At 37.1% G+C, this 17607-nt stretch carries 18 protein-coding genes, 1 pseudogene and 1 riboswitch; of the genes and pseudogenes, 16 read left to right on the top strand and 3 right to left on the bottom strand.

Features of this window, described 5'->3' with window-relative positions; genetic code table 11:
- The first annotated feature begins 65 nt into the window (after window positions 1-65).
- Window positions 66-983 (top strand): proline dehydrogenase family protein, encoded by a 918-nt coding sequence (locus SB773_RS02810; RefSeq protein WP_002015957.1) that lies wholly within the window; start codon window positions 66-68, stop codon window positions 981-983.
- Window positions 984-1005: 22 nt separating this feature from the next.
- Here SB773_RS02810 and SB773_RS02805 read toward each other — a convergent pair whose 3' ends face one another.
- Both SB773_RS02805 and SB773_RS02800 read right to left on the bottom strand, forming a co-directional pair.
- A complete protein-coding gene (locus SB773_RS02805) occupies window positions 1006-1845 on the bottom strand; it encodes a D-alanyl-D-alanine carboxypeptidase family protein (protein WP_410588489.1) in 840 nt (279 codons plus the stop codon).
- A 97-nt stretch (window positions 1846-1942) separates the two neighbouring features.
- Window positions 1943-2089 carry a YuzL family protein gene (locus SB773_RS02800; RefSeq protein ID WP_002034611.1) on the bottom strand — a complete coding sequence of 49 codons (147 nt, stop codon included), beginning with the start codon at window positions 2087-2089 and terminating at the stop codon, window positions 1943-1945.
- A 237-nt stretch (window positions 2090-2326) separates the two neighbouring features.
- Between SB773_RS02800 and SB773_RS02795 the strand changes: the two genes are divergently transcribed.
- From SB773_RS02795 to SB773_RS02755, 9 genes and pseudogenes are all read left to right on the top strand, one after another.
- Complete coding sequence (locus tag SB773_RS02795; RefSeq protein ID WP_410588487.1) at window positions 2327-4708, top strand: 3-hydroxyacyl-CoA dehydrogenase/enoyl-CoA hydratase family protein; 2382 nt, start codon at window positions 2327-2329, stop codon at window positions 4706-4708.
- Window positions 4709-4729: 21 nt separating this feature from the next.
- On the top strand, window positions 4730-5902 hold the full coding sequence (locus SB773_RS02790) for an acetyl-CoA C-acetyltransferase (RefSeq protein WP_001206340.1): 1173 nt from the start codon (window positions 4730-4732) through the stop codon (window positions 5900-5902).
- A gap of 141 nt (window positions 5903-6043) precedes the next feature.
- Window positions 6044-7828 carry an acyl-CoA dehydrogenase family protein gene (locus SB773_RS02785; RefSeq protein ID WP_002145035.1) on the top strand — a complete coding sequence of 595 codons (1785 nt, stop codon included), beginning with the start codon at window positions 6044-6046 and terminating at the stop codon, window positions 7826-7828.
- 117 nt (window positions 7829-7945) lie between these two features.
- Window positions 7946-8668, top strand: a complete 723-nt coding sequence (locus tag SB773_RS02780; RefSeq protein ID WP_410588484.1) for an MBL fold metallo-hydrolase — start codon at window positions 7946-7948, stop codon at window positions 8666-8668.
- 400 nt (window positions 8669-9068) lie between these two features.
- Window positions 9069-9682 (top strand): annotated as a pseudogene (locus SB773_RS02775) (CPBP family intramembrane glutamic endopeptidase); the annotation flags it as partial.
- Window positions 9683-9834: 152 nt separating this feature from the next.
- Window positions 9835-10020: a hypothetical protein gene (locus tag SB773_RS02770; protein ID WP_002112687.1), complete on the top strand. Its 186-nt coding sequence runs from the start codon at window positions 9835-9837 to the stop codon at window positions 10018-10020.
- A 13-nt stretch (window positions 10021-10033) separates the two neighbouring features.
- Window positions 10034-10282, top strand: a complete 249-nt coding sequence (locus SB773_RS02765) for a spore coat protein (RefSeq protein ID WP_002015950.1) — start codon at window positions 10034-10036, stop codon at window positions 10280-10282.
- A 247-nt stretch (window positions 10283-10529) separates the two neighbouring features.
- Window positions 10530-11480, top strand: coding sequence for an L-lactate dehydrogenase (locus tag SB773_RS02760; protein ID WP_410588481.1), 951 nt, complete (start codon window positions 10530-10532; stop codon window positions 11478-11480).
- Window positions 11481-11502: 22 nt separating this feature from the next.
- A complete protein-coding gene (locus SB773_RS02755; protein WP_002089394.1) occupies window positions 11503-12516 on the top strand; it encodes a PTS sugar transporter subunit IIC in 1014 nt (337 codons plus the stop codon).
- Window positions 12517-12569: 53 nt separating this feature from the next.
- On the opposite strand, the gene SB773_RS02750 is transcribed toward SB773_RS02755, so the two are convergent.
- Complete coding sequence (locus tag SB773_RS02750) at window positions 12570-13217, bottom strand: phosphatase PAP2 family protein (protein WP_131246973.1); 648 nt, start codon at window positions 13215-13217, stop codon at window positions 12570-12572.
- Between the two features lie 144 nt (window positions 13218-13361).
- On the opposite strand from SB773_RS02750, the gene SB773_RS02745 reads away from it, so the two are divergent.
- The 6 genes from SB773_RS02745 (at window position 13362) to SB773_RS02720 (ending at window position 17342) form a co-directional block, all read left to right on the top strand.
- Entirely contained in the window at window positions 13362-13889 is a 528-nt protein-coding gene (locus tag SB773_RS02745) for a hypothetical protein (protein WP_060749348.1), read from the top strand.
- Between the two features lie 648 nt (window positions 13890-14537).
- A complete protein-coding gene (locus SB773_RS02740) occupies window positions 14538-14903 on the top strand; it encodes an arsenate reductase family protein (protein ID WP_060749347.1) in 366 nt (121 codons plus the stop codon).
- Window positions 14904-14944: 41 nt separating this feature from the next.
- Window positions 14945-15328, top strand: a complete 384-nt coding sequence (gene gcvH / locus SB773_RS02735) for a glycine cleavage system protein GcvH (RefSeq protein ID WP_000026895.1) — start codon at window positions 14945-14947, stop codon at window positions 15326-15328.
- An 860-nt stretch (window positions 15329-16188) separates the two neighbouring features.
- Window positions 16189-16533, top strand: a complete 345-nt coding sequence (locus tag SB773_RS02730; protein ID WP_000640865.1) for a toprim domain-containing protein — start codon at window positions 16189-16191, stop codon at window positions 16531-16533.
- Between the two features lie 3 nt (window positions 16534-16536).
- A complete protein-coding gene (locus SB773_RS02725) occupies window positions 16537-16845 on the top strand; it encodes a thioredoxin family protein (protein WP_002015940.1) in 309 nt (102 codons plus the stop codon).
- 152 nt (window positions 16846-16997) lie between these two features.
- Entirely contained in the window at window positions 16998-17342 is a 345-nt protein-coding gene (locus SB773_RS02720) for a hypothetical protein (protein ID WP_002015939.1), read from the top strand.
- A 125-nt stretch (window positions 17343-17467) separates the two neighbouring features.
- Window positions 17468-17575, top strand: a riboswitch (SAM riboswitch).
- Window positions 17576-17607: the final 32 nt, after the last annotated feature.

The raw sequence follows: 17607 nt of genomic DNA, 5'->3' as shown, positions 1-17607 counted from the left end.
AAACAATGATATAATTTCGAAGAGGGGTAAAAAACAGATAAATCATAGTCGTAGGGGTGAATTACATGGAACAATTAATGCGAAATTCGTTTCTTTTCTTGTCTAAAAATAAAGCGCTAACAAAACTGGCTAAAAAGTACGGTTTACGCTTTGGTGCAGGTCGTTTCGTCGCAGGGGAGACGATTGAATTAGCGACAGCTGCAATTAAAGCATTAAATAAGCAAGGGCTTTGTGTAACAATCGATTATTTGGGTGAATTCGTTGATAACGAAGCGGAAGCAAATGAAATGGCTAGCGAATCAATTGAAGCGATTCGTGCAATTGGAAGAGAAGGTCTTAATTCACAGCTTTCTTTAAAGATGACTTCTATGGGGTTAGATATCTCTGACGAAATCGTAATGAACAATATGCGCCGTATTTTAGAAGCTGCGAAAGAAAATGGTGTGTTTATTACAATTGATATGGAAGATTATACGCGCTGCGGAAAAACAATTGATATCTTTAAACAATTAAAATCTGAATACGATAATATTGGTACTGTTATTCAAGCTTATTTATATCGTACAGAAAAAGATATTGAAGATTTAAACGCTTACAATCCTAATTTACGTCTTGTAAAAGGGGCCTATAAAGAACCTGAAGAAGTAGCGTTCCCGGAAAAGAAAGATGTAGATGACAATTATAAAAAAATTATTAAAATGCACTTATTAAATGGAAATTACACTGCAATTGCTTCACATGACGAAGCGATTATTGAATATACGAAAAAACTTGCGGAAGAACACAATATTCCAAGGGATCAATTTGAATTCCAAATGTTATTTGGTATTCGTACAGAGCGTCAACTTGAGCTAGTAAAAGAAGGTTACAAAATGCGCGTTTACGTGCCTTATGGAAACGACTGGTATGGCTATTTCATGCGCCGTCTAGCAGAGCGCCCAGCAAACGTTGCGTTCGTATTAAAAGGTATGATCAAAAAATAACCAAGGAGAAAATTCTCCTTGGTTATTTTAATTGCTGAAATGCATAGTGTGCCATCTTCTTCGTATCAGGGTATAGCTGCGCGCGAGTAGAAGATAATACGACATTGATGACGTGTTTACCGTCTTTTTCATCAACAGTTACGACTGTATAGTTTCCGAGTGCAGATAAACCGCTTTTACTTCCAATTGCATATGGATCGTCATATAGTTCTTCCCGTCCATAGTTTGCAATTTTTGGAGAACGCTCTGAAGTATGTAGTGTTGTATGTATTGAATTCATATATTCTAAAACGATTGGATACTTTAATGCTTCTTTCGTAATAATAGCAATGTCATAAGGTGATACTTTATTTCCAAGTGCATCAGCACCACTTGCGTTTTTGAAAGTCGCATGCTTTGTACCAAGTTCCTTCGCTCTAGCATTCATCATTTTTACAAACTCTGCTTTTGATCCTGCAATATGTTCAGCGATTGACTCAGCGATTGGGTCTGCACTAATAATAAGCATAAGTTTTAACGCCTCATCACGTTTTAACTTTTCACCCGCGCGAAGCTTAATCTTCTTACTTTGACTTTCCGTTTTAATCGCATTCTCTGTAACCGTAATTTCCTCATCTTCTTTTACATTCTCTAGTAAGAGAAGAGTCGTCATCATTTTGGCTATACTAGCCGGATAAGAGCGTTCATCTTCACGTTTTCCATACAAAATTTTCCCTGTGTCTGCATCGATTGTAATCCCATATTGACCAGTAATGTTAGGTTGATCTACTCTTACATCTTTTTGCCTTTGCGCGTAAGAAAAGAAAATCATCCCTGTAAATAACGTGGCGATCATTACAATCATAATTATTGTTCGTTTCATCGTCGTTCCCTCTTTTGTTTTCCATATGTACAAATAAATTGGGCAGAAAAAGCAGCCATTAATCATTATGCCACGTTCTCTGCCCAAAAATATAGCGTTATTTTTCGCCCATATTATGCTTCTTATATTGTTGGTTATTACTTTGACGCCCTTTTTCAACACCGTGATTATGCGGACCTGCATTTCCAGTTACGCTTGCTGCGCTAATTCCAGCTTTTGAAGGGTTCTTCTTAAGTTTTGCCATATATATTCCTCCAGTTTCGTCAGATTATAAAAAGGGAAAGTGCATTTTAATGAAGAAAATACACATGTATAGCATAGCCAAATGAAAGAAATATATTTATTTCAGAAAATTTTATCAATAAATATATTGCGAAAATTCAAACTGTATCATATATTTATTAGTAGAGGCTCACTCATTGATTGCGACTTATGTCGAAAAATTGAATGAGCATTCATTCAAGAATAGGGGGAGAAATGGATGTTCCAAATTAAAAAGGCTGCTGTTCTAGGTTCAGGCGTAATGGGTTCAGGAATTGCGGCACACTTAGCTAATATTGGTATTCCGACATTATTGCTTGATATTGTACCACCGGCGCTTACGAAAGAAGAAGAAGCGAAGGGACTTACATTAGAACATAAAAGTGTGAGAAATCGTTTTAGTAATACGGCTTTGCAAAAACTAGTAAAGCAAAAACCAGCTCCTCTGACAGTGAAAGGTAATCTAGCACTGATTGAAGCAGGAAACTTTGAAGATGATCTTGAGCGTCTTGCTGATGTAGATTGGATTATTGAAGTAGTTGTTGAAAACTTAGATGTTAAAAAGACACTATTTGAAAAAGTAGATGCTGTTCGTAAACCTGGCTCAATTGTGAGCTCAAATACATCAGGCATTTCCGTTGAAAAAATGGCAGAAGGTCGTTCAGACGACTTCCAGAAACACTTCTTAGGAACACACTTTTTTAACCCACCACGATATTTAAAACTTCTAGAGGTAATACCGACGAAAGAAACTGATCCACAAGTATTAAGCTTCATGAAACTATTTGGCGAAGACGTTCTTGGAAAAGGCGTTGTTATCGCAAAAGACACACCAAACTTTATTGGAAACCGTATCGGTACGTATGGATTGCTTGTAACATTACAAGAAATGATTAAGCGTGGCTATAGCATTGGAGAAGTTGACTCTGTAACAGGTCCATTAATTGGTCGTCCGAAGAGCGCAACGTTCCGCACATTAGATGTTGTTGGTTTAGATACATTTGTACACGTTGCAAATAACGTATATGAAAATGTACAAGAAGAAGAGCGTGATGTATTTAAAGTACCTGCTTTCATGCATGACATGCTTGATAAAAAATGGCTTGGAAGTAAAACTGGTCAAGGTTTCTTCTTAAAACAAGGAAAAGAAATTTTAGAATTAAATCCTGAAACGATGGAATACGAAGCGCGCAAAAAATTAAAAGCTGCATCCGTAGAGTTAAGTAAACAAGAAAAAGGATTAGCGAATAAATTGAAAGCGCTTGTATACGCAAAAGATCGTGCAGGAGAGTTACTATGGAACATTATTACACCAACTCTTTTATACTCTGCAAAACTTCATAAAGAAATTGCTGACGATATCGTTGCAATTGACCAAGCGATGAAATGGGGCTTCGGCTGGGAGCAAGGACCATTCGAAATTTGGGATGCAATTGGCGTTGAAAAGTCCGTTCAAAAGATGGAAGAAAACGGTGCAGTTGTTCCGACTTGGGTGAAAGAAATGGTAGAGAAAGGTTTCACTACTTTCTACAAACATGATAACGGAGATAGCTACTATTACGATAATGGCGAATATAAGCTAATCGAACGTAATAAAAAGGCAATTTCTCTTAAGCAATTAAAAGCGAAAAATGGCGTATTAAAGAAAAATAGCGGAGCGAGCTTAATTGATTTAGGTGACGGCATCCTTTGCTTAGAATTCCATTCGAAGAGCAATGCAATCGGTATGGATATTACGCAAATGATTAACTACGCTGTTGATGAAGTAGAAAAGAATTATAAAGGTCTTGTTATCGGTAACCAATCGAAGAACTTCTGCGTTGGTGCGAACCTAGCAATGATCTTAATGGAAGCGCAAGATGACAACTACTTTGAAATTGAGTTGGTTGTGAAGAACTTCCAAGATGCAATGACGAAAATTAAATACTCTTCTAAGCCAGTTGTAGCAGCACCATACGGTATGACGCTTGGTGGAGGTACAGAAGTTTGCTTACCAGCAGCGAGCATTCAAGCTTCTAGTGAAACGTATATGGGCTTAGTAGAAGTTGGTGTTGGCTTAATCCCTGGCGGAGGCGGTAATAAAGAGCTATACATTAAACACTTAAATAAAATGCCAAACGGTGTAGAGTTTGATCTGCAAAAAGTTGCGAATAAAGTATTCGAATCTGTAGCGATGGCGAAAGTTTCTACATCAGCACAAGAAGCTGTATCGAATAACTTCTTAGGCGATAAAGACGGTATTAGTGTGAATGGTGATCACTTACTATATGATGCGAAACAAAAAGCACTTGCTTTATATGAAGCTGGCTATAAAGCACCAATCCGTAAAAAGATACCAGTTGTTGGTGAAACAGGATATGCAACTCTTGTACTTGGTGCAGAAGCAATGCACTTATCAGGTTACATTTCTGAACATGATCTTCACATTGCGAAGAAACTTGCATATGTCATCGCGGGCGGAAAAGTGCCGTACGGAACAGAAGTTGATGAGCAGTATTTATTAGATGTAGAACGTGAAGCATTTATTAGCTTAGTAAGTGAGATGAAATCACAAGCAAGAATGCAGCACATGCTTGTAAAAGGAAAACCATTACGTAACTAATAACGAGGGGAGATATCGTTCATGAGAGAAGCTGTCATTGTTGCGGGAGCAAGAACACCAATTGGAAAAGCAAAGAGGGGTTCATTAAAAACAGTTCGTCCTGACGATCTAGGGGCGTTAGTAGTAAAGGAAACATTAAAGCGTGCGAATTATGAAGGACCAATCGATGATTTAATTTTCGGTTGTGCGATGCCAGAAGCAGAGCAAGGGTTAAATATGGCTCGTAATATCGGCGGACTAGCAGGACTTTCTTACGATGTTCCAGCTATTACAATTAACCGTTACTGTTCTTCAGGGTTACAAAGTATTGCTTACGGAGCGGAGCGCATTATGCTTGGTCACTCGGAAGCTGTATTATCAGGCGGAGCGGAATCAATGAGTTTAGTTCCGATGATGGGACACGTTGTTCGTCCAAATAGTCGCCTTGTTGAAGCAGCTCCAGAATATTATATGGGTATGGGACATACAGCAGAGCAAGTTGCTGTGAAATATGGAATTTCTCGTGAAGAACAAGATGCATTTGCAGTAAGAAGTCATCAACGTGCTGCGAAAGCATTAGCTGCAGGGAACTTTGCTGATGAAACAGTATCTGTAGATGTAACGTTACGTACTGTTGGATCAAACAATAAACTGCAAGAAGAAACAATCATTTTCGCACAAGACGAAGGTGTAAGAGCAGAAACGTCGCTAGACATTTTAGGTAAATTACGTCCAGCATTTAACGTTCGCGGTTCTGTAACAGCTGGTAACTCTTCACAAATGAGCGACGGTGCAGCATCTGTACTATTAATGGATCGTGAAAAAGCAGTGAGCGATGGCATGAAGCCACTTGCAAAATTCCGTTCATTCGCAGTAGCTGGAGTACCACCAGAAGTAATGGGAATCGGCCCAATTGCTGCAATTCCGAAAGCGTTAAAATTAGCTGGTTTAGAGCTATCTGATATCGGTCTATTTGAACTAAATGAAGCATTCGCTTCTCAATCTATCCAAGTTATTCGTGAACTTGGTTTAGATGAAGAAAAAGTAAACGTAAACGGTGGTGCAATCGCACTTGGACATCCACTTGGCTGTACAGGAGCAAAACTAACACTATCTCTTATTCACGAAATGAAACGCCGCAACCAACAATTCGGTATCGTAACAATGTGTATCGGCGGCGGAATGGGAGCAGCGGGAGTGTTTGAATTACTATAAAAAAAGTGTAAGCGGCTCGCTCAGAACAAGAGGACGCTAAAGCAAAGAATGGAAGCAACAAACGGGTATAAAAAAAATTGAGAGCCAGCTTCTTGCAAAAAGAAAGAAGCGGCTCATGAAAATATGAAGGAGGAAATTTTCATGGAAAAAACAGTAGGAAATGCGGTTAAAGGCGGTAGCTTTTTAGTAGAGGAAATTACAATTGATCAAGTGTTTACGCCAGAAGATTTTTCATCTGAGCATAAAATGATTGCAAAAACGACAGAGGACTTTATCGTAAATGAAGTTCTTCCAGAGCTTGAATATTTAGAGCAACACGAGTTTGATCGTTCTGTTCGTCTTTTAAAAGAAGCTGGTGAACTTGGTTTACTAGGCGCTGACGTACCAGAAGAGTACGGCGGAATTGGTCTTGATAAAGTAAGCTCAGCGTTAATCGCAGAGAAATTCTCGCGCGCTGGTGGTTTTGCAATTACTCACGGTGCTCACGTTGGTATCGGATCTTTACCAATCGTATTATTCGGTAACGAAGAGCAAAAGAAAAAATATTTACCACTACTTGCAACTGGTGAAAAATTAGCTGCATATGCATTAACTGAGCCAGGTTCAGGATCTGACGCATTAGGTGCAAAAACAACGGCACGTTTAAATGCTGAAGGTACACATTACGTATTAAACGGTGAAAAACAATGGATTACAAACTCTGCATTCGCTGACGTATTTATCGTATACGCAAAAATAGATGGTGAGCACTTCTCAGCATTTATCGTAGAGAAAGAATACGCTGGTGTATCTACAAGCCCAGAAGAAAAGAAAATGGGTATTAAATGTTCTTCAACTCGTACGTTAATTTTAGAAGATGCATTAGTACCGAAAGAAAACTTACTTGGTGAAATCGGTAAAGGCCATATTATCGCGTTCAACATTTTAAATATCGGCCGTTATAAATTAGGTGTTGGTACAGTTGGATCTGCGAAACGTGCAGTAGAAATTTCAGCACAATATGCAAACCAACGTCAACAGTTCAAACAACCAATTGCTCGCTTCCCATTAATTCAAGAGAAACTTGCGAATATGGCAGCGAAAACATATGCAGCTGAAAGCTCTGTATATCGTACAGTAGGTTTATTCGAAAGCCGTATGAGCACATTATCTGAAGAAGAAGTAAAAGACGGTAAAGCAGTAGCAGCTTCTATCGCTGAATATGCAATCGAGTGCTCTTTAAATAAAGTATTCGGTTCTGAAGTGTTAGATTATACAGTAGATGAAGGTGTTCAAATTCATGGTGGTTACGGATTTATGGCAGAGTACGAGATTGAAAGAATGTACCGCGATTCTCGTATTAACCGTATTTTCGAAGGCACGAACGAAATTAACCGCCTAATCGTACCAGGTACGTTCTTACGTAAAGCGATGAAAGGTGAATTACCATTACTACAAAAAGCACAAAAATTACAAGAAGAGTTAATGATGATGATGCCAGAAGAAGTAGGCGATGAGCCATTAGCACTTCAAAAATATTTAGTAAAGAACGCGAAGAAAATTGGTTTAATGGTAGCTGGATTAGCTGCTCAAAAATACGGTAAAGCATTAGATAAAGAGCAAGAAATTCTTGTGAATATCGCTGACATCGTAAGCAATCTTTACGCAATGGAATCAGCTCTTCTTCGTACAGAAAAAGCAATTAAAACAACTGGTCTTGAAAAGAATAAACAAAAAGTGTTATACACTGAAGTATTCTGCCAAGAAGCATTCAACGAAATCGAAGCGGATGCGAAAGAAACACTTATCGCAGTTGAAAATGGCGACATGCTGCGCATGATGTTATCGTCATTACGCAAACTAACACGCCACACACCACTTAACGTAATTCCGAAGAAACGTGAAATCGCTGCGAAAATTTTAGAAGATGAGCGTTATACAGTTTAATAGATGAAAGAGAACCAGTGGCCGGTTGGCTGCTGGTTTTTTTATTGATGGATTCTTGAAAAGGGCTGTTTTACATATGTATTTGTAAACAGCTCTTTTTTAATGGAGGTAGAGGAGATGAAAGTAATAAAAGTAGGAACAGTTCATCAAATCGCATTTTTACCGCGTTTATTTCCAATCAACTGTTATTTTGTTGAGGAGGAAAAGGGATTAACTTTAATTGATGCAGCTTTACCATTTTGTGCAAAGAAGATTTTAGAAGCAGCTCGAAAAATAGGAAAACCGATTACGAATATTATTATTACTCATGCTCATGATGACCATATAGGAGCGCTCGATGCAATAAAACAAGAATTGCCGGATGTTCCGGTCTATATTTCTAATAGAGATGCTCGTTTACTTGAAGGAGATATGGAGCTGCAAAAGGGAGAACGAAACACGCCGATAAAAGTGGGGGTGTCAAAAAAGATAAAGACGATTCCAGATATTCTTCTTCAAGAGGGAGATAAAATTGGTTCTCTTGTAGCGATTGGAGCTCCAGGCCATACACCAGGATCAATGGCGTTTTTAGACACGAGAAATGATGCACTCATTGTTGGAGATGCATTTCAAACGAGAGGTGGAGTGGCGGTAGCAGGGCAATTAAATTGGCTTTTTCCGTTTCCTATGTTTGGTACTTGGGATGCAGAAGTTTCATTAACAAGTGCTCAGAAATTGCTGGATTATAAGCCTTCTATATTGGCGACAGGGCATGGGAAGATGATTAAAGATCCATTACCGCAAATGCAACGGGCGATTGAAGATGCAAAGCGGAATTTAACAAGGAAGAGCCTCAAATAATTTAGAGGCTCTTTTTGTTTTGCTAGATGATATTATTTTGCGGGTTTTAAAAATGTGTATATGGCTAAGGAAAAGCAAACGAAAATAAATGCGATAGGATCTTGATATGGATTAGGTTCAGAGCCCTTCTGGATTTCTGTAAGGAAGTCATGTGTTTTCATGTTCATTTCTCCTTTAATTAATAAGTTTTATATGATGCGAGGGTTATGGTGGATAGATAAGAAATTTTTGAAATTTCATCTAATAATTATTCTATAGTAATCTAATTCAACTATAGAATACAAAGCTTTCATGATATGTAAAATTGCATATTATTCTTTTTGGAAATTTTTTTATATTATCTATATATTTGTATTAAGGGTTTTTTGTTAAGATAAATGAAAACAAATGGAGGAATAGTATGAGTAAAACAGTATTAGACGCGTATAATGCGGAAAGAGAAGTAGATAACATAACATATAAAAATCTAGTTGTAATGATTGCAAGCATTCTAGGGTTCTCACTCTTAGGGGGATTATTTCTTGCTTTAGCTCTTGGAATTTTTGGAGAAGAGGTATTACGTGCTAATTTAGAGGGATATTATTTATTTCTATTTGATGCAGCTGTTGTTACTATTGTTTTATTTGCTTATAAACCAGTGCTTCATTTTATTAAGAACATTTGGGATGTATCTGTTTTAAAAAATGGGAAAACCTACTTGTATTTATTAATAGGTTTTATCGTCATTGCATTAACTCAGTATGTAATGTTAGAGTTGTTTAGCTTTGAAAGTGCAGAGCAGCAACGAGATCAATTAGGGGGAGAGACACTTCAAAATAGTTTGATACAAAGCAGTATATATGTGTTAAGTGTTGCTATAATTACACCAGTTAAAGAAGAGGTTTATATAGAGGTATTTTGTATCGGTTTTTTGAAAAGAAATATAGCTTTCTAGTTGGTATCATTAGTTCTTCCTTCATTTTTGGGATTCTTCATGGTGGTTTTCCAATTACGGCAATGATGATGGGGATTGTGTCTCCATGAAATTGAATCAATATTTTGCATAAAAGATGAATGGCCTAGCTATTCATCTTTTATTTTGTTTATAAGTAGGAAAAGTTAATGCATACAAACCAAAAAGAACCAAATACTAATGACGAATGAACAAAGAAAGGCAGGTATGATCTATGCAAAATTTAACAGAGCTTGAAGTGGAAAATTTACGTCATTTAATTGGTGGTCATGCGACGATTATTAACAAATTGGACCAGTATGCACAGGCTTGTACAGATCCAGAGTTGAAACAAATGCTACAAAAGGATGCACAAGATGCACGAAATACGAAACAGCAATTAATGACTTTTCTAGGATAGGAGGAAGAGAGAAATGAATGAAAAAGATATGGTAAATGATTATTTAGCAGGGTTAAACTCAAGTTTAACAAGTTATGCAAATTATATTTCTCAGTCTGATAATGAACAGTTACATCAAACGTTAATTCAAATTCGTAATCAAGATGAGATGCGTCAACGTAATATGTATGAATATGCAAAGCAAAAGAGTTATTACAAACCGGCAGCGCCTGCTAATCCAATGATTGTACAGCAATTGAAAAGTCAATTAAGTGCGGAATAGTGTGATGAAAAAAACGAGCGAATGGATTCGCTCGTTTTTTTGTTTGGTATATGTCAATAAATACATAAAAAATATTTTTCCGGTTGTAACCAATATGACGAAAATGTAATATGACAATTCACAAAAAGGACAAAAACTTTGCTCAATATTTCACAAAGTATCCATGGTTTCTATCGTGAGAACCTCTATAATTAGGGGTGTAAAGAACGAAAGAAATAGACTACATGATCAATTAGGAGAGATTGCTATGAAAAGAAATACAAGAAAAATTGCAATTATCGGTACTGGATTAGTTGGATCAAGTTGTGCATATTCCATTGTAAATCAAGGCATTTGCGAAGAGCTATTGTTAATTGATATAAATCATGAACGTGCAGTTGGAGAAGCAATGGATTTATCGCACTGCATTAACTTTACAAATACAAGAACAAAAGTATATGCAGGAAGCTATGAAGAATGCAAAGATATGGACATTGTTATTATTACAGCAGGACCAGCGCCGAAGCCTGGACAAAGTCGTTTAGACACTTTAGGAGCCAGCGCTAAGATTATGGAGGGTGTTGTTGGCGGCGTAATGGAAAGTGGATTTGATGGCATTTTCTTACTCGCATCGAACCCAGTTGACATTATTACATATCAAGTGTGGAAGCTATCTGGATTACCTAGAAATCGTGTGATTGGTACAGGTACATCACTAGATTCTTCTCGCTTAAGAACAATTTTATCTGAAATGTTACATGTAGACCCTCGTAGTATTCATGGGTATTCATTAGGAGAACATGGTGATTCTCAAATGGTTGCTTGGTCTCACGTAACTGTTGGTGGAAAACCGATTTTACAAATTTTAGAAGAGAAAAAAGACCAATTTGGTGAAATAGATTTAGATGAAATTGTTGAGAAGACTGCAAAAGCTGGATGGGAAATTTATAAGCGCAAAGGAACTACTTATTACGGAATCGGAAATTCTTTAGCTTATATTGCTCGCTCAATTTTCAATGATGATCACCGTGTTATCGCTGTTTCAGCTATTTTAGATGGTGAATATGGCGAATACGATATTTGTACAGGAGTACCAGCAATTATTACTAGAGATGGTATAAGAGAAGTGGTAGAACTAAACTTATCAGAAGATGAAGAAAGTCGCTTTGCAAAATCAAACGATGTTTTACGCGATTATATGAAAACAATTGGTTACTAAATTATAGGAGAAGGTGAAACAAATGAAGGAATATATAATGTCTCGTGTGTTTAAAGCTTCTGCCGGAATCGCACAGGGTATTTTCGTATCCCTTGGAATTGGTTTACTGATCGAAAATATAGGAAGAATTGTTGATATACCATTACTTATTACAATCGGAGTTGTTGCAAAATCACTTATGGCACCAGCAATTGGAGCCGGGATTGCCTTTATGCTCGGTGCAAACGGACTCGTAATTTTCTCAGCGATGGTAGCTGGAGCAATTGGAGCTGGTTCAATTTCAATTACTGAAGCTGGTCTTATCATTAAAACAGGTGAACCAATCGGTGCATTATTAACAGCGACTTTAGCAGTTTATATTGGTAAACGATTAAGTGGAAAAACTGCTTTAGATATGATGCTCGTTCCATTTGCAGCAATATTAGGTTCTGGTTTAGTCGGTATTTGGTTAGCTCAAAATATTAGCCCAGTTTTAAATACAGTTGGAGCATTCATTAAAGATAGTTCAGCTGGTAGCCCGTTTATCGCTTCTATCGTGATTGCTGTAGTTTGGGGATTGTTACTTATCTCTCCAGCTTCATCAGCTGCGTTAGCAATAGCACTTAGTTTAGACGGCGTTGCAGGCGGTGCAGCACTTGCAGGATGTGTTGCTCAATTTATCGGATTCTCTGTTATTTCAGCGAAAGAAAATAATTTAGGTGGCATATTAGCTCAGGCACTTTGTACTCCAAAAGTGCAGTTACCGAACATTACTAAAAATCCAATGATTCTCGTCCCAACTGTCGTCGCCAGTGCAATAGTTGGCCCAGTATCGGCACTAATTTTCCAACTGGAAGCAGGAAAAGAAATTGCAGGTCTTGGATTAAGCTCTCTTATCGCACCAATTAATTTAATTTCCAGCCAAGGGTGGGAAGTTGTCCCAGCGATGGTAATCACTTATATCATCATTCCAGTAGCTGTTTCTTATATACTGTACATTGCTCTTAAAAAAGCAGGTCGTATTCATTCTGGTGACATGACTGTACCACAATCTTAATTTGAAAATCTCCTTAATATAGAGAAAAGCAGACTGAAGCCACAGTCTGCTTTTTACATTTTTTGATTTTGTTTTACTGGAACACGTACGGTTTCTTTTGCTAATAACAACTGAACGCCGAAGTAAAGTACGCTTGCAAGCGTCATTCCAGAAACTGCATCTACAAAGGCATGCTGCTTCGTAAATAATGTTGATAAAATAATAAGCGTACCGAAGAAAGTAAGGATGTAATATTCCAAAGTATGCTGTTCTCTACGCTTAAAGGCAGCTAACATAATTACAAATGTCGTAAGGACATGAATGCTTGGGAAGCAGTTTACTGGATGATCAATACTATAAATATAGCGGACTAGTTCGGAAAATACATCTGTTCCAACGACGGTTGGGCGTGGTACAGTTGTCTGCCAAAAAAAATAAATCGAAAAACAAGCAAGTTTTCCAAGAATTACACTACTTAAAGTGACATAATATTGCTTTCGATCAGCAAAACAGTAATAAATAAGTGCACCGTATAAGTATGGAAACCAAAGTAAGTAAGGAATAATAAATGCTTTCACAAATGGAATCCAATCATCTACTACAGTTGTGACATCTACTGCGTGAACAGTAGATTTATTTAATACATCGTAAAGGGGACTTACGAGTACGAGTAGAAGTATATAACTTAACGGAAGAAGAGATGAAAGTTTAAATTTCTTCATGATAATCTCCTATGTTTTAGTAATGTAAATAAATTCAATTGATTATAATATAGAAAATCCAATTGGGCTATCGATTTTACTTACATTTTCTTGAATTCACCTTACATTTTTGTCACTTGACTTAAAAGAGGGGGAGGGTGCTATATGAAGCGTTCACTGTATTTCTTAGTTTTTATATTGTTATGCCTAGTGAGTACTGGGTGTGCAAAGGATAAAGAAGGAGAGAATTTAGAATATAACGGGAGAGCACTCGTCATTGGAGTTGTTGGTGAAAAGCCGAAAGATACATTTAGAAATATAAAGTTTGAAAACGTGAAGTTAGAAGAACTGAAAAAGGAATCTGGAGCAGTAGATGGTTTTCTAATAATGAAAGAGCACTTTCAAGAAGCTTCGAAAGAGCAGTATAAAGATTTATTTTTATCGTTAAAGAAACCAGTGTTTTTTATTGGCTTACAAGATAAATCATATTCGACTTTTATTACAAAAAATATAGAGTATAACAGTGCACCAAAAGATGTAAATGCTATGTATGCGCAAGGTTTTGCAAATATTGGAAGTGGCGAAGGGCAACAATGGGGAGTAGGTTTATCGAATGGTGGAAATACAGAAGAAAGTATTCATAATATGTATATAGTAGTGTTTCAAACCATTTCGGACTATTTAAGTCGATGATGAAGGAGCCTGTAAAAGGGCTTCTTATTTTTTAAATAAAGTGAAACTTTAATCAGTGGGGGTTTTGTCCATCCACACTGATTATTAGACCGCACCAATCAGGCTTTTACGGGCAGTTATCTCCCACCTAACTTCCTCGCATTTGCCGAATTTCGAGGTGGGAGTCTTACTGCCCGTTAATGCGGGATAAACGTTTGTTTAAGATATATGTTCGGTATAGAAAATCATGTATTCCAAAGGTGATATAGAAAAACATGAAATTAATCAAACGTTTGTTTAAGAGGTATGTTCGGTATGGAAGAATTCATGTATTCCAAAGGTTGGGGTAGAAAAACATGAAATTAATCAAACGTTTGTTTAAGGTATATGTTCGGTATAAAAGAATCTACGTATTCCGAAGGTTGAGGTAGAAAAATATGAAATTAATCAAACGTTTGTTTAAGATATATGTTCGGCATGGGATGAGAAAAAATTTTTAAAAAATTATATATTTATTTTTTCTTAATAAATGGCGGAAAAATAAGAAAAATTAGCAGGATTATTAAAAATTATCACGAAATAAGTAAAAGTTTAGCGAATAATCGTTTGAAATAATAAAATGTTTTCTATATGATAAAGGTAAAGGTTAGTAAAAAAGTAGGTGAATTTATGACAGTAACATTTTATTCATATCCAAAATGTGGCACATGTCAAAAAGCAAAGAAATGGTTTGAGGCAAACGATGTAGCATATGAGATGATTCATATTGTTGAAAATCCACCGTCAAAAGAAGATTTACGTAATTTACATGAGAAAAGTGAATTACCATTAAAAAAATTCTTTAATACAAGTGGAATGCGTTACCGCGAACTTGGTTTAAAAGATAAGTTAAAGGATGCAAGCGAAGAAGAAATGTATGAGCTTTTAGCATCTGATGGCATGTTAATTAAACGTCCAATTGTAACAGATGGAACGAGTGTAACACTTGGTTTTAACGAAGAGCAGTTTGAAAGTGTGTGGAAAAAGTACCAATAAGGTATTTTTACATAATTAATACATTCACTGGAGGTACAGTCATGAGCATTCCAAATAATTTACGTTACTCTGAAGAACACGAATGGGTAAAAACAGAAGGTAATGCGGTTGTTATCGGTATTACTCATTTTGCGCAAGGTGAGTTAGGCGATATCGTATTCGTTGAACTTCCTGAAGTAGGTGCAACAATCCAAGCTGACGAGCCATTCGGAAGCGTAGAATCTGTTAAAACAGTTTCTGAATTATACGCACCTGTAAGTGGTAAAGTTGTAGCAGTAAACGAAGAATTAAGTGACCAACCAGAACTAGTTAACGAATCTCCATACGAGGGTGCATGGATGGTTAAAGTTGAACTTTCTGATGCAAGCCAAGTTGAGAAGTTATTAACTGCAGAAAAATATGCAGAAATGACAAACCAAGACTAATTATAGTCGAAGAAAAGGACAGCCTTTGTGCTGTCCTTTTTTATGTTGTGTACATAATGAATTTAAAAACATATATATTAATTATTATGTAGGAGAACGTTTTTGAAAAACTTTTTTCATGGAGGCTTCATGCTGAGCGAGCCGCTTGCGCTTTTCATTGTCTAGCTCCACCTCCTAGCCCTTCACGTCTAAGAACCTTCCGTACGAGAAGACAAAAAGCGTCTTCTGTACGAAAGAACCTTAGCCAACAGGGCTAAACAGTCGGTTCCGCTTTTCTTTATTGTCCAGCTCCAGCGGCTAGATTGTTCGGTGGCTTCGCGTCTTCCTGTGAGGCAAAAGGCGCCTTTACGTCAGAAGCTCCATCCCCCTCACAATCTGAGCGAGCCGCTTGCGCTTTTCTTTGTGATCCAGCTCCAGCGGCTAGAACAGTCGGTCATTTCACTCCTTCACTTGAGGCAAAAAGCGCCTCTAGTTCAGGGGTTCCAATGCCCTCTTGTTCTGAGCGAGCCGCTTCCGCTTTTCATTGTCTAGCTCCACCTCCTAGCCCTTCATGGCTAAGGTTCTTCCGTACGAGAAGACAAAAAGCGTCTTCTGTACGAAAGAACCTTAGCCAACAGGGCTAAACAGTCGGTTCCGCTTTTCTTTATTGTCCAGCTTCAGCGGCTAGATTGTTCGGTGGCTTCGCTTCTTCCTACAAGGCAAAAAGCGCCTTTACGTCAGAAGCTCCATCCCCCTCACAATCTGAGCAAGCCGCTTCCGCTTTTCTTTTGCAAAAATAAACAGGAAACAACATGAAAATAACGAATATACTATATACTAAGTTAAAGGTTGTATAGTATATGGTGATCGGGTGATGACATATGATTTATGTGGAAAAAGTCATTATTGTAGAAGGTAAATCGGATAGAAGAAAGATTGAATCTATTATTCGTGAACCAGTGGAAATTGTTTGTACAAATGGTACAATTGGTTTGTCGAAAATGGATGAGCTCATTGATCAATTTTTTGATAAGGACGTATATGTGCTAGTGGATGCTGATGATGCAGGAGAAAAGTTAAGGAAACAATTCCGAAAAGAATTTCCGCAAGCAGAGCATATTTATATTGATCGCTCGTATCGCGAGGTGGCGACTGCACCTTCTTCACATTTAGCAAATGTATTATGGGGAGCAGACATTGACGTTTATACAGAATATTTACGGTAAGGAATGATAGAAGTGATTGATTGGACAGGTGCCGAAGCTACAGCCCTAATAGGAAATGAAGAAAAAACAGTGTTATATGTGTATACACCAATGTGTGGAACATGCCAATTGGCAAAGAAGATGTTAACGGTCGTTGAGATGACGATTGAAGATTTGAAAATTGGAATGTTAGATTTAAATTATGCCCCGCATTTAGCGAAAGAGTATGGGATAGAAAGTGTACCGTGTTTACTTATTTTTGAAAATGGGACACTGATGAAGAAAATATATGCATTTCATTCGGTTGAATATTTATATACGGAATTAAAGTAGGCGGCAAAGTTTTTGCCGCCTCGACATATTTCTCGGGAAATATGTCGACATGCGTGATAGATACAGTATTTGTCGAGCGAAAATAACAGGATTGCCCTTTAATAAGAGGGAATGGTATGTAATAGAAAGTGATATGAGGGATGTGGTTTAGGATGAAATTATATTCTTTGCTTCAATCATTTGTAAATTACGCTAATGGTCAATATCATTTAGAACCGCTTTTAAGGCAAGGAGAAAGAACTGTTAATTTTCGTTTTGGAGATGAATGCTGTTCGTTACAAATTTCAAGAGATTATATAGAACTTTTGAAAGAGGCGAGAGGAACGGAACAAATCGTTTGTTTAGAGGAAGAGGATGTACAAAAATTAGTGACTGGAAATATGAGGTTGCAAAAGTTAATGAGTGATGGACGGGTACAATATTCTGGAACGTATCGAACGATGTTATTAGTTGAATCGATGTTTCATATATGTAAACCGATGTCAGTCGGAGCTTAAAATTCTGAAGTTTCTTTTTTTACGAAAATTTCTGTTGACAGCGCGTGTGGATATTGATACAATTCAATTCATAAAATATAGACAATTTCATAAATTTTAAATCAGACGAAAATTTAATCTGATTTCTCTTATTAAGAGAGGTGGAGGGACTGTGCCCTGTGAAGCCCGGCAACCGTCAACTTATGTTGAAATGGTGCCAATTCCTGCAAAGCAAATGCTTTGAGAGATGAGAGAGAGGGATAATGTTGTTATATACGCATATAAA

Source organism: Bacillus sp. SIMBA_074 (assembly GCF_046534555.1).
In the GTDB taxonomy this organism is placed as follows: domain Bacteria; phylum Bacillota; class Bacilli; order Bacillales; family Bacillaceae_G; genus Bacillus_A; species Bacillus_A mycoides.
Note: the sequence above shows the minus strand (reverse complement) of the source record. Positions and strands in the feature narration are given on the sequence as shown.